14 protein-coding genes are annotated in these 13644 nt (G+C 70.0%); 7 read left to right on the forward strand and 7 right to left on the reverse strand.

The features are described 5' to 3' along the window. Positions 1 to 407 precede the first annotated feature (407 nt). From VNT50_RS06060 to VNT50_RS06070, 3 genes are read left to right on the forward strand one after another with little or no spacing between them, the layout of a single operon-like run. Positions 408 to 1793, forward strand: coding sequence for an ABC transporter substrate-binding protein (locus VNT50_RS06060; RefSeq protein ID WP_325484201.1), 1386 nt, complete (start codon positions 408 to 410; stop codon positions 1791 to 1793). 1 nt (position 1794) lies between these two features. Further along, positions 1795 to 2772 carry a carbohydrate ABC transporter permease gene (locus VNT50_RS06065; RefSeq protein ID WP_414683944.1) on the forward strand — a complete coding sequence of 326 codons (978 nt, stop codon included), beginning with the start codon at positions 1795 to 1797 and terminating at the stop codon, positions 2770 to 2772. Beyond that, the gene (locus VNT50_RS06070) at positions 2769 to 3758 is read left to right on the forward strand and encodes a carbohydrate ABC transporter permease (protein ID WP_325484202.1); all 990 of its coding nucleotides are present in this window, start codon (positions 2769 to 2771) and stop codon (positions 3756 to 3758) included. The genes VNT50_RS06065 and VNT50_RS06070 overlap by 4 nt, the downstream gene beginning before the upstream one ends. Before the next feature lie 14 nt (positions 3759 to 3772). Here VNT50_RS06070 and VNT50_RS06075 read toward each other — a convergent pair whose 3' ends face one another. Genes VNT50_RS06075 through VNT50_RS06085 form a run of 3 tightly spaced genes read right to left on the reverse strand, consistent with a single transcriptional unit; the run spans position 3773 to position 6610 of the window. Then, positions 3773 to 4687: a DUF4097 family beta strand repeat-containing protein gene (locus tag VNT50_RS06075; protein WP_325484203.1), complete on the reverse strand. Its 915-nt coding sequence runs from the start codon at positions 4685 to 4687 to the stop codon at positions 3773 to 3775. A 1-nt stretch (position 4688) separates the two neighbouring features. Beyond that, a complete protein-coding gene (locus VNT50_RS06080) occupies positions 4689 to 5360 on the reverse strand; it encodes a response regulator transcription factor (RefSeq protein WP_325484204.1) in 672 nt (223 codons plus the stop codon). Further along, positions 5348 to 6610, reverse strand: coding sequence for a sensor histidine kinase (locus VNT50_RS06085; RefSeq protein ID WP_325484205.1), 1263 nt, complete (start codon positions 6608 to 6610; stop codon positions 5348 to 5350). The genes VNT50_RS06080 and VNT50_RS06085 overlap by 13 nt, the downstream gene beginning before the upstream one ends. Before the next feature lie 148 nt (positions 6611 to 6758). Between VNT50_RS06085 and VNT50_RS06090 the strand changes: the two genes are divergently transcribed. Genes VNT50_RS06090 through VNT50_RS06100 form a run of 3 tightly spaced genes read left to right on the forward strand, consistent with a single transcriptional unit; the run spans position 6759 to position 9651 of the window. Beyond that, positions 6759 to 7919, forward strand: coding sequence for an NAD(P) transhydrogenase subunit alpha (locus VNT50_RS06090; protein ID WP_325484206.1), 1161 nt, complete (start codon positions 6759 to 6761; stop codon positions 7917 to 7919). After that, positions 7919 to 8278, forward strand: coding sequence for an NAD(P) transhydrogenase subunit alpha part 2 (locus tag VNT50_RS06095; RefSeq protein WP_325484207.1), 360 nt, complete (start codon positions 7919 to 7921; stop codon positions 8276 to 8278). Before VNT50_RS06090 ends, VNT50_RS06095 begins: the two co-directional genes overlap by 1 nt. Next, positions 8275 to 9651 carry an NAD(P)(+) transhydrogenase (Re/Si-specific) subunit beta gene (locus VNT50_RS06100; protein WP_325484208.1) on the forward strand — a complete coding sequence of 459 codons (1377 nt, stop codon included), beginning with the start codon at positions 8275 to 8277 and terminating at the stop codon, positions 9649 to 9651. Before VNT50_RS06095 ends, VNT50_RS06100 begins: the two co-directional genes overlap by 4 nt. A 69-nt stretch (positions 9652 to 9720) precedes the next feature. On the opposite strand, the gene VNT50_RS06105 is transcribed toward VNT50_RS06100, so the two are convergent. From VNT50_RS06105 to VNT50_RS06120, 4 genes are all read right to left on the reverse strand, one after another. Next, positions 9721 to 9894, reverse strand: a complete 174-nt coding sequence (locus tag VNT50_RS06105) for a hypothetical protein (protein WP_325484209.1) — start codon at positions 9892 to 9894, stop codon at positions 9721 to 9723. Between the two features lie 65 nt (positions 9895 to 9959). Then, the gene (locus VNT50_RS06110) at positions 9960 to 10610 is read right to left on the reverse strand and encodes an SRPBCC family protein (RefSeq protein ID WP_325484210.1); all 651 of its coding nucleotides are present in this window, start codon (positions 10608 to 10610) and stop codon (positions 9960 to 9962) included. Further along, a complete protein-coding gene (locus VNT50_RS06115; RefSeq protein WP_325484211.1) occupies positions 10607 to 10960 on the reverse strand; it encodes an ArsR/SmtB family transcription factor in 354 nt (117 codons plus the stop codon). Before VNT50_RS06115 ends, VNT50_RS06110 begins: the two co-directional genes overlap by 4 nt. 57 nt (positions 10961 to 11017) lie before the next feature. After that, entirely contained in the window at positions 11018 to 12277 is a 1260-nt protein-coding gene (locus tag VNT50_RS06120; protein WP_325484212.1) for a LuxR C-terminal-related transcriptional regulator, read from the reverse strand. A gap of 127 nt (positions 12278 to 12404) precedes the next feature. On the opposite strand from VNT50_RS06120, the gene fdhA reads away from it, so the two are divergent. Next, entirely contained in the window at positions 12405 to 13625 is a 1221-nt protein-coding gene (gene fdhA / locus VNT50_RS06125; protein WP_325484213.1) for a formaldehyde dehydrogenase, glutathione-independent, read from the forward strand. The last annotated feature ends 19 nt before the right edge of the window (positions 13626 to 13644 follow it).

Consider the following 13644-nt stretch of genomic DNA (forward strand, 5'->3'; position numbering starts at 1 on the left):
TGTCGTCACTCGTGCCGGTCCGCGGGCCGAACCTCGGCGCGCCGGGCCGACCACGCGGCCGTAGGCGGCCGCTCATCGTCGCGCTCGCGATGCGCGCGCCGCTCGGGGTGTTCGCGAGTCCACTGCGCGCGCTGGTTCGAATCCCGGCGGTCCATCGTCATGTGCTCACCTCTGCCGTGTCACCGTCTTTGGCGTCGTAGCCCAGCGTGCCTCACATCCGGCGTGGGCGAGAGGGGCTTGACGGTGCGCGGATCGCGGACTAGGCGATGCAGACCCGCGCCATGACACCCGGCGGGCGGGGAGGCTACGCCGCACCTCCGTCCGCGTCAAGGGTCTGAATCCGGCCGCGAGTTGCACCTACCGTCATCCCACCGCCCACTTCTCCCCGGCGGTGAAGGGTGCATTCGATGAAGAATTCCAACGGGCGGATTCCCGCCGCCGTGCTCACCGGCCTGCTGGCCGTCGCCCTGGCGTCGTGCGCCGTCGGGACCGGCGGCGCCGACGACTCCGACGCCGACTACGACCCGGACGCCGACCTTTCGGGCAGCGTGACCGTGATGGGCTTCTCCGGAGTCGACGAAGTCGCGACTTCCCGCGTCGCGCTCGCTGAGGAAGCGCTGGGGGATGTCGAGGTCGAACTCATCGAGGGCGACCTCGACCTGCAGCAGTTCCTCTCGTCCGTGGCATCGGGCAATCCCCCGGAGCTGCTGTACGCAAACCGCGACCAGATCGGATCGCTCGCCGCTCGGGGAGCGATCATCCCCCTCGACCGCTGCATCGAGGGCGAAGGCATCGACACGGCGCAGTTCGTTCCCGCCGCCATCGCCCAGGTGACGCTCGACGACCAGATCTACGGCATCCCGGAGTTCAACACCGTGCAGTTGACGATGGCGAACGCCGACCTGCTCGCACAGGCGGGCGTCACCATCGAGGACGTGAACGGGTCGGACTGGGATGCGGTGAGCGCCGCCAATCAGGCCCTCGTCGTGCGGTCAGGCGGTGGCCTCGCCGTGATCGGCTACGACAGCAAGCTGCCTGAGTTCCTGCCGCTCTGGGCGAAGGCCAACGGCGCCGACCTGATCAGCGAAGACGGCCGCACAGCGCAGCTCGATGATCCGGCCGTCATCGAGGCGCTCACGTGGGCCGTCTCGATCTACGACGCGCAGGGTGGGTTCAGCGATGTCAAGGCATACCGCGACTCCGCCGACTTCTTCGGTGAGGGCAACCAGTTCGCCACCAGCGTGCTGGGCGCGATGCCGATGGAGCAGTGGTACGTCAACGTGCTCAACGATGAGTCGCCCGATGCCCCGCTCGCGTTCGACACCGTGCGCGACCGCACGGGCAAGACGCTCGCGTACGCGTCGGGTTCCGCGTGGGCGATCCCCGCGGGGAGCGCGAACCCAGAGGCGGCGTGCCGCTGGGCCCGCGTGATGACCTCGGTCGACGCGTGGGAAGCGGCGGCCAACGCCCGCATCGAAGCGCGAGAGGCCGACGGCAAGCCGTTCACCGGCATCCTCACCGGCAACGCCGAAGCCGACGCGATGATCGAGGGCATGGTGACCTCCGGCGGCGAGCCGTGGGACACCGCGGTCCGCAAGATGTACGAAGCGAACGGCAGCACGTTCTCGCTGCCGGCGAATCCGGCCGATGCGGAGTTCACGACGGCGTTGCAGGATGCCGTGAATTCGGTGCTGAACGGTCAGGCCACCGCCGAGGAGGCCATGGCCACGGCGCAGGAGAACGCGCAGAAGGCGCTCGACGAGGCCTGGGCAGAGCTCGAGGCGGAGGAGTGACGTGACCGCGGGAGCCACCGTCGCCGGGAGGGAGATCCCGCCTCCTCCCGACGAGCGCGCCCGTGCGCGCTCCCGCAAGAGGGCATCGCGCCGCAACGTGGGCTCCGCGCTGCTCTTCCTCTCGCCGTGGATCATCGGCTTCGTGGTCTTCACCGCGTGGCCGCTCATCTACAGCGCGTACCTTTCGCTGACCGACTACGACGTCATCAACGACCCTCGGTTCGTCGGCTTCGAGAACTTCGCCGAACTCGTCTCCGATCCGAAAGTCGCGCTGGCGCTCGCCAACACCTTCCTCTTCACCGCGGTGCAGGTGCCGCTCTACGTGATCGTGTCGCTGGCGCTCGCGCTGCTGCTCCAGCGGGCCAGCCGGTCGGCCGGATTCTTCCGGACGATCTTCTTCCTGCCGAAGATGACGCCGCCGGTGGCAGTCGGCATCCTGTTCCTGCTCCTCTTCAACGGCCAGAACGGCGTGATCAACCAGGTGCTCGGATGGTTCGGCATCGACGGGCCCGCCTGGACGACCGACCCGAACTGGATCAAGCCGGGCCTCATCATGATGAGCCTCTGGACCGTCGCGGCATCCGTCATCATCCTCCTCGCCGCCCTGCAGAACGTGCCCGAAGAGCTCTACGAGTCCGCGCGGCTCGACGGCGCGGGTTTCTGGCGGCAGTCGTTCAGTGTGACGCTGCCCCTGATCAGTCCGGCACTTTTCTTCATCATCGTCGTCAACACGATCGCCGGCCTGCAGACCTTCGACGAGGCGTACACGGCATTCTTCGGCGCCGGCAACACGACCTACAGCAACGATGCGGCGCTGTTCTACGTGATCTACCTCTTCCAGCAGGCGTTCGAGTTTCTGAACATGGGCTACGCCTCGGCGATGGCGTGGCTGCTGTTCGGCCTGATCATGATCGTCACGGCGGTGCAGCTGATCGTGTCGAGGCGGCTCGTGTACTACGAGGGCGAGGCGCCGAGGTGAGCCGCGTCCTTCCGCCGGGGGTGCCCTCGGGAGCCCCCGACCCGGATTTCGAGCTCGACCCGCGGGCCCGCACCGTGGGCGCGGACACCGACAGGCCGCGCTCGCGGCCGGTCCCCGGCCTCGCTGCCCGCGCGTCGAAGGCTCCCCCGCGCAACGTCGGCAAGACGGTGCGGCGCGTCCTCGTGATCACCGCCCTCTCCGTGCTGGCCGTCATCTTCGCGTATCCCTTCATCTGGCTGATCAGCGCGTCGTTCAAACCCCGCGGTGAGGTGTTCGACAACAAGCTCATCCCCGAGACCTTCACCCTCGACAACTACGTGCAGGTATGGATCGAGGCGCCGCTCGGGCTCTGGCTGCTCAACACGCTCATCGTGACCGCGCTCGCCTCGGTGACGGTGGCCCTGTCGAGCGCGATGGTCGCGTGGGGCTTCTCGTACTTCCGCTTCCGCGGGCGTGGCCCGCTGTTCGCGCTCGTGCTCGGTTCGATGATGCTGCCCGGTGCCGTGACGATGATCCCGACCTTCCTGATCTGGAACTCCCTGGGGATGGTCGGCACGCTCACTCCCCTCTGGGCGGGCAATCTCTTCGCCAGCGCGTTCTACGTCTTCCTCATCCGCCAGTTCATGCTGGGTCTCCCGCGCGACCTGTTCGAGGCGGCACGCGTGGACGGCGCGTCGCAGTGGGCGGTGTTCTGGCGCATCGCACTGCCGCTGAGTCGCCCGGTGCTGGCTGTGACGCTGGTCTTCGAGGTGCAGGCGGTGTGGACCGACCTGATGCGGGCGCTCATCTACCTCCGTGACTCGTCGACCTTCACCATCCCGCGCGGCCTGAAGTCACTCGTCGACGCCTTCGGCTTCGGCGGCGAGTGGCACTGGGAGATCATCGTGACCGCGAGCGTCATCGCCACGATCCCGATGATCATCATCTTCTTCATCGGCCAGCGGCAGATCATCCAGGGCATCAGCACCTCCGGCCTGAAGGGCTGATACGGCGGTCAGGCTCAGCGGCTGCGGAGCCGCACGCTGCCGGCCGAGATGGAGACATCGATGGCGTTCTGCGCAGAGCTCGAGGTCTCGAGGTCGTTGCGGACGTTGCCGGCGGACTCGCTGACGGTGACGGCGTAGGCGTCGTCGGGCAGCGTCAGCTCGAGACTGCCGGCGCTCACATCGATCGTCGTGTCGGTGGGGGCGTCGCCCGTGAAGTCCGCGACCATCGCGCCGGCGCTGACGGTGAGATCGGCGGTGCGCACGTCGGCGATGTCGAGCTCGGCTCGTCCGGCGGCCACCTCGGCCGAGAGGGTTTCGGCGGCCCCGTCCACCTGCAGGTCGCCGGCCGACACATCGAGCTCGAGCTCCCCGAATCCGCCGGTCGTCGTGAGCTTGCCGGCGGCGAGCTCGAGGTGGGCGTCGAGGTCGCCGTCGAGCGCGCGCGGCAGGGTCAGCGTGGCTCGGGTCGGCCCGCTCATCCAGCCGCCGAACCACCAGCCGTCGAGCCAGCCGCGGTGCGGCGACGCGACGGTCAGCGTGTCGCCCTCGCGCTCGAAGGTCCAGTCGCCGCGACCGGGGCCGCTCGTGATATCCAGCACGGCCTCCTCGACGTCGCCGAAGGCGACGTCGAGGGTGCCGGCCGAGGCCTCGACATCGAGCTCGGCGATATCGTCGACCGCCAGCGTGCGGGTGATCGTCTCAGTGCTCGCCGAGCCGACCGTGGCGACCGCGGCGCCGCCCACCGTGACGACCGCGACCAGACCGCCGAGCACCGCCGCGAGGATCGCGATGACGCGTCCGGCGGGCGGGCCGGATGCCGGCGGCACAGCGCCGGACGCCGATGGCAGCGGGCCTTCTGCCGGCGGCACAGGCCCCCCGGCGGGCGGGAGCGGGGGCGGCGGGGGCGGGGTGAAGTCGTTCGTGGTCATGTCATGCTCCTGTCTGCGGCGATCCGCCGCCGTGCTCGAGGTGGGCGAGGGCTGCGAGCACCCGCCGGTTTCCCGAATCGTCCTGCTCGAGACCGAGCTTCTGGAAGACCGCCGTGATGTGCTTCTCGACGCTGCCCTCGGTGAGGTGCAGCGTCCGCGCGATCGCCTGGTTCGACTTCCCCTCTGCGAGAAGCCCGAGCACGGTCGATTCGCGCGCGGTCAGCCGCTGCATCCGCTCGTCGACCTGCCGGCGACCGAGCAGCTGCGCCACGACCTCCGGGTCGAGCACCGTGCCGCCCGCGGCGATCTGCTCCACCGACTCGAGGAATTCCGTGACGTCGGCGACCCGGTCCTTCAGCAGGTAACCGAGCGCACCCCCGCGTCCCCCGATCAGGTCGGCCGCGTAGCGCTCCTCGACATACTGCGAGAGCACGAGCACCGGCAGATGGGGGTTCGCCGCGCGGAGGCGGAGCGCGGCGCGGATGCCCTCGTCGGTGAAGGTCGGGGGCAGGCGCACATCGAGGATGCAGAGATCGGGGCGGCCGGCGGCCACCGCGTCGTCGAGGCTAGTGGCGTCGGGGATGGCGGCGACGACATCGTGCCCGGCATCCTCGAGCAGTCGCACGATGCCTTCGCGCAGAAGGACGGAGTCTTCGCAGATCAGGATGCGCACGGGACGTTCACCTCCACCTGTGTCGGACCGCCCACCGGGCTGTCGAGCCGGAAGGTGCCGCCGGCGGCGACCACCCGGTTCGAGATGCCGTCGAGCCCGCCGCCGGGCGTGAGGTGGGCGCCGCCGATGCCGTCGTCCTCGACCCGCGCCCAGATGGCGCCGTCTTCTCGCTCGCGCACCAGCACGCGGCACTCCGATGCCCGCGAGTGCTTGGCGGCGTTGGTCAGCGACTCGGCGATGACGAAGTACACCGCGGCCTCCGTCACCGCGCTGCAGCGGCGGGTGAGCCGCACATCGAGCAGCACGGGGATGTGCGAGCGGGCGGCGAGGGCCGACAGCGCGGCATCGAGTCCGCGATCATCGAGCACCGAGGCGTGGATGCCGCGGGCGAGCTGGCGCAGCTCTGTGATGGCCGCCTTGGTGGAGGTGTGCGCCTCGGCGATGAGCGCCTTGGCGGCATCGGGATCGGCGTCGACCTTCTGCTGCGCGAGCCCCAGCGTCATACCGACCGAGACGAGGCGGGGCTGGATGCCGTCGTGCAGATCGCGCTCGATGCGCGTGCGCTCCACCTCAGCCGCGCGCACCGCGCCCGCACGCTGCGTGCTCGATGCGTGTGCCGCGTCGGCGAAGAGCTGCTCGCGGGAGGGGATCATGACCGATCGCGAGATGAGACCGTGCAGCAGCGCGAGCCCGACGATGGCGGCCACGGCGAGCAGCGCGATCAGCACCCCCGCGACCGGGGCCCAGGCGACGGGAATCTCGACGTCGGTGCGGCCGAGCGAGACGGCGGCGGTGTCGGCGTACAGCGGGGCGAAGGCAGACACGAGCCCCGAGGCGGCGAAGCCCAGCGCGGCGAGCGCGATCAGGCCGAGCACCGTCGAGATCACGAAGTTGGCGAGCGCCCGCCACGACGCCGGGTCGATGAACTGCAGCCAGAGCGTGTGGAGGAAGCCGGCGAAGCCGGTGCGGCTGCTGCGCCGCAGGCGACGAGCCGGCAATTCGATGCCGTAGAGGCCGCCGACGCGGGCCGTCTCGAGCCAGCTGAGGCCGAACAGGGCGTACGCGAACGCGATGAGGCCGAGCACTCCGATGCCGAAGAGCACCAGGAAGGGAACGGATGTCGCGAGCAGTCCGAAGATCGCCCCGAGGATGACGGGGCCGATCCAGCCGAGCGCGAACAGGTGCCCGACGGCGCCGGCGAGGGTCAGTGGCCGCGCGATGGGCACGCGCTGGGGAAGCGGTGATGTCATGCCTCCACGCTAGGTGCGGGGCTGCGTCTGCGCCCCCGAGGCAGCCGCAGACTTCGTTTCGGGTTAACCCCCGCAGTTTCGGGCCGCTCTGCCGTGGCGTGCGCTAGCGTGAGGCCGAGTCAGCCCCACCCCACCCGCAGGGAGATCTGTGTCGACGACGATCATGATCCGGGCCGAGCATGCCGCCGGAGAGCGGCGGGTCTCGGCCACTCCAGACAGCGTCAAGAGGCTCGTCGCTGCCGGCGCCACGGTGCTCGTCGCCTCGGGTGCCGGAGCCGGAGCGCTCCTGACCGACGCCCAGTACGAGGCCGTCGGTGCGCGCATCGTCGCGCCCGCCGACGCCGCCGGGAACGCCCCGCAGGCCGATGTCCATTTCCATGTGCGTCCGCTGGAGCCGAGCGAAGTGTCCGCGCTCCCGGCGGGGGCGGTGACCCTCGGCACGGCGGACCCCTTCACCCACCCCGACAGCGTGGCGGTCGCCCGCGACCGCGGCGTCACGATGCTCGCGCTCGACCTCCTTCCGCGCATCTCACGTGCCCAGTCGATGGACGTGCTCTCGTCGCAGTCGCTCGTCGCCGGGTACCGGCTGGTCACGATGGCCGCCGACGCCTTCGGACGCATGTTCCCGATGTCGATGACCGCCGCGGGCACTCTGGCCCCGGCACGCGTGCTCGTGCTCGGGGCGGGGGTCGCCGGCCTCCAGGCGATCGCGACGGCCAAGCGCCTCGGCGGCGTGGTGTCGGCGAACGACGTGCGCGCGGCATCCGCCGACGAAGTCCGCTCGGTCGGCGGGACGTTCATCGACCTCGACCTCGAGACCGCCGATGCCGCCGGCGGCTACGCCAAGGCGCTCGGCGAAGACCGCGCGCGCCGGCAGCAGCAGCTGCTCGCTCCGCACCTCGCGGCATCCGACATCGTCCTCACCACCGCGGCCGTGCCCGGCCGCGCCGCGCCGCGCCTGGTCACCGCCCAGATGCTCGCGGGCATGCGGCCCGGCTCGGTGCTCGTCGACCTCGCCGCAGAGTCCGGCGGCAACATCGAGGGCTCGGTCGCCGGCGAGCGGCGCGCGGTCGAGGTCGCCGGGGGCGCCATCACTGTGATCGGCGCGCGCAACATCCAATCCGACCTCCCCGTCGACGCGTCGAAGCTGCTCGCCATGAACTACGCCAACTACCTGACCCCGCTGCTCGCGGACGGGACGCTCACCCTCGACTTCGCCGACGAACTCGTCGCCGGCTGCGCCCTCACCCACGAGGGCGCCGTGGTCAATCCGCGCATCGCCGAACTGCTGGAAGGAGCGTCCCGCTGATGGATGCATTCGCCCTCATCACGATCACCGTGCTCGCGATCTTCCTGGGCTTCGAGGTCGTCTCGAAGGTCTCGAGCACCCTGCACACCCCCCTCATGTCGGAGGCGAACGCCATCCACGGCATCATCCTGCTCGGCGCCATCGTCGTCGCCGGGCAGGCCGATGAGCCGGTCACGCTGACGCTCTCGATCGTGGCCGTGCTGCTTGCCACCATGAACGTCGTCGGCGGGTTCGTCGTCACCGACCGCATGCTCGTCATGTTCTCGGGCGGGCGGCGGCAGAAGGCGACCGCTGACAAGAGAGCGGATGCTCCGGCTGACAAGAGAGCGGATGCCGCGGCCGAGGAGGTCGCGAAGTGAGGCTGCTCAGCCCGGAGGTCGTGACGGTCTGCTACCTCGTCGCGGCGGTGCTCTTCATCCTCGCCCTGAAGGGGCTCAGCAACCCGCGCACCGCCCGGCGGGCGAACCTCTTCGGCGCCGCCGGGGCCGCCCTCGCGGTCGTCGCCTATTCGCTCAGCACCGTGCTGAACAATCTCGTGTGGATCGTGCTCGCCGTCGTCGTCGGATCGGTCGTGGCGGTCATCGCGTCGCGCCGCGTGAAGATGACGCAGATGCCGCAGCTCGTCGCCGCGTTCAACGGCGTCGGCGGCGGGGCCGCCGCGCTCGTCGCGGTCGTCGAGGTGACGCACAGCGACAACCCGTGGACGCTCGGCGTCGTGGCTGTCACGACGCTCATCGGCGGGGTGTCGCTGACGGGATCGTTCGTCACGTTCGGCAAGCTGCAGGGCGTCATCACGACGCGGGCCGTCGTCTTTCCCGGCCTGCGGCTGCTGCTCGTCGTGGCCCTCCTCGGGGCGATCGCCCTCGGCGTGACGCTCGCTGTCACCGGCGACATCCTCTTCGCCTACGCGCTCCTCGCGGTCGGCATGCTGCTCGGTGTGCTGCTCGTGCTGCCGATCGGCGGCGCCGACGTGCCGATCGTCATCTCGCTGCTCAACGCCTTCACGGGCCTCGCGGTGGCGGCCTCGGGTCTCGTGCTCGGCAACGTGCTGCTGCTCATCGCGGGGACGCTCGTCGGCGCCAGCGGCACGATCCTGACGATGGCGATGGCCAAGGCCATGGGCCGCACGGTCACCGGCATCGTGTTCGGCGCGTTCACCGCGGTCGCCTCGACGACCCACGGCGCGGCCGATGACCGCCCCATCCGCACGATGGACGCCGACGACGTCGCGATCCTCCTCGAGTACGCGCAGACGATCGTCATCGTGCCGGGGTACGGGCTCGCGGTCGCCCAGGCGCATCACGCGGCGGCCGAGCTCGCCGACCTGCTGCGCGAGGGTGGCGCAGACGTCGTGTTCGGCATCCATCCCGTCGCCGGCCGCATGCCCGGCCATATGAACGTGCTGCTGGCCGAGGCGAACGTGCCCTACGAGGCCCTCGTCGAGATGGACGAGGTGAACGGACGATTCAAGGCGACCGACCTCGTGCTGGTGGTCGGCGCGAACGACGTCGTGAACCCCGCAGCCAAGACCTCGCCCGGCTCGCCGATCTACGGGATGCCGATCCTGGAGGTCGCCGACGCGAAGCAGATCGTCTTTCTCAAGCGCAGCCTCAACCCCGGCTTCGCGGGGATCGAGAACGAGCTGTTCTACGACCCCAAGGTCTCGATCGTGCTGGGCGATGCGAAGGCGACGCTCTCGAAGGTGCTCGCGAGCGTCAAGTCCCCGGCGTGAGCGGGCACGCACAAGCCGAAGGCCCGTGCGCCATACGGCCCGCGGCCCGTGCAACCGCGGTGGGACGCCCTACTCGGTGCGCGTCAGCAGATGCGCCGGGATCGCGAGCGCGAGGCTGACCGCCAGGATGCCGCCGATGAAGACCGGGCCCTGCCACTCGGTGAGCGAGAACGCGAACGAGAAGAGGAACATCCCGCCCAGGAAGAGGACGAAGGTCACGATGACGGCGATTCCGGTACTCATACTTCGCAGTGTCGTCCACAACGGCGCGGCATGCAAGCTGGCGAATCCTTGGTCGCCGGCCCTCTCTACACCTGGGGTTCGGAGGCGCCGCTGAAGAAATCGGCGGTGCGGGCGGCGGAGGCGCGTGCGGACTCCTCGGTCTCCCCTGCCGCGATCGCCGCGTCGCCCCACGCCGCCGCCGTGGCGCGGATGAACGCGAGGCCGTCGACCGATGCGGCCCACTCGGTGGTCTCCACCGGGGCCGACGTGTCGAGCGCGAGGTACGCCGCGAGTCCGAGAAGGCCCTGGTCCCAGCCGACGCCCGTCGCGCCCGGACCGAAGACGTCGTAGAACTCGTAGGGCACGTCGGCGGCGTGCTCGAGCGTAAGGCGCGTGCCGTCTCCTTCAGGAGCGAGTCGTACACGGATGTCGCTCGTGCCGCCCCCGAAGTCCCACGTTGCCGAGAAGCCGTTCGGCGCGTTGCACGTGAGGATCGTGCCGGTGGCGTTGCCCTCGACCTCGTACGTGCCACCGACGCGGAAGTCTCCGGCGACGTTGCCGAACCAGCGCGCGAGGCGCTGCTGGTCGACGATCGCGTCCCAGAGGTCGTCGAGCCCTGTCGGATAGACGTGGCTGATCGTCAGCACGGCTCCGGCCGCGGACTCCTTCCGCTCGATGGTCATGCTGCGCACCCCGTCGGCGACGAGGCGGTCGGCTTCGGCCTTGATGTCGGTCATTCCCGTTCTCCTTGGTTCTTCGTCGTGCGCCGCTCGCGCTTGCCGCGAGCGATCTCGGTCTCGAGGGCCGCGAGCCGCGGCATCCAGAATCGACGGAAGGGCGTCACCCACTCGTCCACCTGCCGCATGCCCTCCGGCTCGAACGAGTACACGCGCCGCGGGCCGTCGGCGCGCGAGGCTGCGAACCCGTTCTCGCGGAGCACGCGCAGGTGCTGCGACACCGCGGACTGGGTGATGCCGAACTCGCGCACGACGGCCTCGGTCAGATCGCCCGCGCTGCGATCGCCGTCCGCGAGCAATTCGAGGAGGCGCCGGCGCACCGGGTCTCCGAGAACATCGAACGCGTGCATACGCCCATAATATTAGTTCGGGCTTATATGAGTCAAGCCTGAAGTGACGCGGGCGCCTCACAACCGGGCGTTGGCCGCGAGCACGACCGCCACGGCCTCGGCCCGAGAGTTCGCCCCGAGCTTGCGCAGCACCCGCGAGATGTGGAACTTCACGGTGTTCTCGCTGATGCCCAGCTCGGTTGCGATGGAGCGGTTGCGACGCCCCTCGGCGAGGAGCTTCAGCACCTCGACCTCTCGCGGGCGAAGGTTCCACGCCGGGTCGGCGGGCCCGACATGCGGCGGATCCAGCGGGATCACGACCGACATCTCGGTGCCCCACCCCGGCGTCGCGTCCACGGTCAGCCGGCCGTCGAGGGCGTGCACGCGCTGCCGGACGAGCTGGAGCTGCGTCGAGGAGTCGGCCGCGACCCCCGGGCCGTCGTCGCGGAGGTGGATGAGCAGGTTGGTCCCGTCGCAATCCCATTGCACGCGCACGCGATTGACCGCCGGGCGATCCACGAGCGCCAGGATCGAGCCGCGCACGACCGCCCGCGCCCCATGGGCGACCTCGCTCGGAAGCGGACGCCCATCGATCGGCGGCTCGACGAACTGCACGTCGATCTCCCGGTAGCGCATGAGCGGACGGAGGTCGTCGCGAAGCCGCTCGAACGCCGTGGTCACGGGCTCTTCGGTCACGGTGCGCACCCGGTCGCTCGCCGTGCGGAGGTGCACGAGACCCTCCGCCGCGATTCCGATGGCGCTGTGCCGCGCCGCGCGGTCGTCGAGCCCCGCCGACCGCAACGCCCCCAGCACGGACTCGAGCGTGGTCGAGTACTCGTCCGCGAGCTCCGTCAGGGCCTCCATGCGCTCGCCGGACGCGGCGCGCGCGAACTGGAGGTACGAGGGCGGCGCGATGTCCGCAGGCTCCTGCACGCGCAGCGCCACGATGCTCCACAGCTGCAGCACCGTCGCCCTGTCGACCTCGTCGGCCGGGCCGGCGGCCATCACCAACAGGGCGCCGTTGCGCGAGACGACCTGGAGCACGGCCGTCGGCACGCCGTTCACCGAGAGTTCGCCGTTTCGCGCCGTGCCGGGCGGCAGCTCGCGGCGCCGTTCGTCGAGGTCGAGGAAGGAGACCCCATCGACGAACGCCGCGTCGCCCACGCTGCGACGATGGCCTCCCCCGGCATCCGCCGCGAGGATGATGAGCCCGTCGTGCGGGACGAACGTGCTCAGCAGGGCCGAGAGCTTGGAGGGCACCTCCCTCGCGGGCGACGTGACGACGTCGGCAAGTTCTCGCAGGATGTGTTCGGTGTGCGCGGGTCCGGGATCGGGCATGCAGCCCACAGTAGGTGCCGCCCATTCCTTTGGGTAGGGCGAATGCCCCATGAGAGGGATCGACCCACCCGAACGGATCAAGGATGCTTGCGGATGTCGGGCGACGGGGCGAAGAAGGAGGACGAGGATGTCGGGAAACAGGGCGGTGGCCTACAAGGGTCCGGGACACGTCGAGGTGGTCGATACTCCGTACCCGGAATTCGAGCTCAAGGACGGGCCGGGCGTCAACCCGGCGAACGTCGGCCGCAAGGTCTCGCACGGCGCGATCCTGCGCACCGTGAGCACCAACATCTGCGGCTCCGACCAGCACATGGTGCGGGGGCGCACCACCGCTCCCGCCGGCCTGGTGCTCGGGCACGAGATCACCGGAGAGGTGGTCGAGGTCGGTCCCGACGTGGAGTTCATCAAGGTGGGTGACATCGTCTCGGTGCCCTTCAACATCGCGTGCGGCCGCTGCCGCAACTGCAAGGAGGGCAAGACCGGCATCTGCCTAAACGTCAACCCCGACCGACCGGGCAGCGCCTACGGCTACGTCGACATGGGCGGCTGGGTCGGCGGTCAGGCCGAGTACGTGCTCGTCCCCTATGCCGACTGGAACCTGCTGCGCTTCCCCGACCGCGACCAGGCGCTCGAGAAGATCCTCGACCTCACGATGCTGTCCGACATCTTCCCGACCGGCTTTCACGGCGCCTACACGGCGGGCGTCGGCCCCGGCTCGACCGTCTACATCGCAGGGGCCGGGCCTGTCGGGCTCGCCGCCGCCGTCGGAGCGCAGCTCCTGGGAGCGGCCGTCGTCATCGTCGGAGATCTCAACGAGGAGCGCCTCGCGCAGGCGCGGTCGTTCGGCTGCGAGAGCGTCGATGTCTCCCGGGGCGACCCCAAAGACCAGGTCGAGCAGATTCTCGGGGTTCCCGAGGTCGACTCGGCGGTGGATGCTGTCGGGTTCGAAGCGCGCGGACACGGTGCGGATGCCTCGCACGAGGCGCCCGCGACGGTGCTGAATTCGCTCATGGACCTCACGGCCGCAGGCGGCGCCCTCGGCATCCCCGGCCTGTATGTCACCGGCGACCCCGGCGGCGTAGACGAGGCCGCGAAGGTCGGCTCGCTGTCGCTGCGCCTGGGCCTCGGGTGGGCGAAGTCGCTGTCGTTCACGACGGGCCAGTGCCCCGTGATGCGGTACAACCGGCAGCTGATGATGGCGATCCTGCATGACAGGGTGCAGATCGCGAAGGCGGTCAACGCCACCCCGATCACGCTCGACGAGGCACCCCAGGGGTACGCCGAGTTCGACCAGGGCGCGGCGAAGAAGTACGTGCTGAACCCGAACGGCTACATCAAGGCCGCATGACAGAAACGGATGCCGCGGC

The sequence above is a fragment of the Microbacterium sp. genome, assembly GCF_035554235.1.
Taxonomy (GTDB): Bacteria; Actinomycetota; Actinomycetes; order Actinomycetales; family Microbacteriaceae; genus Microbacterium.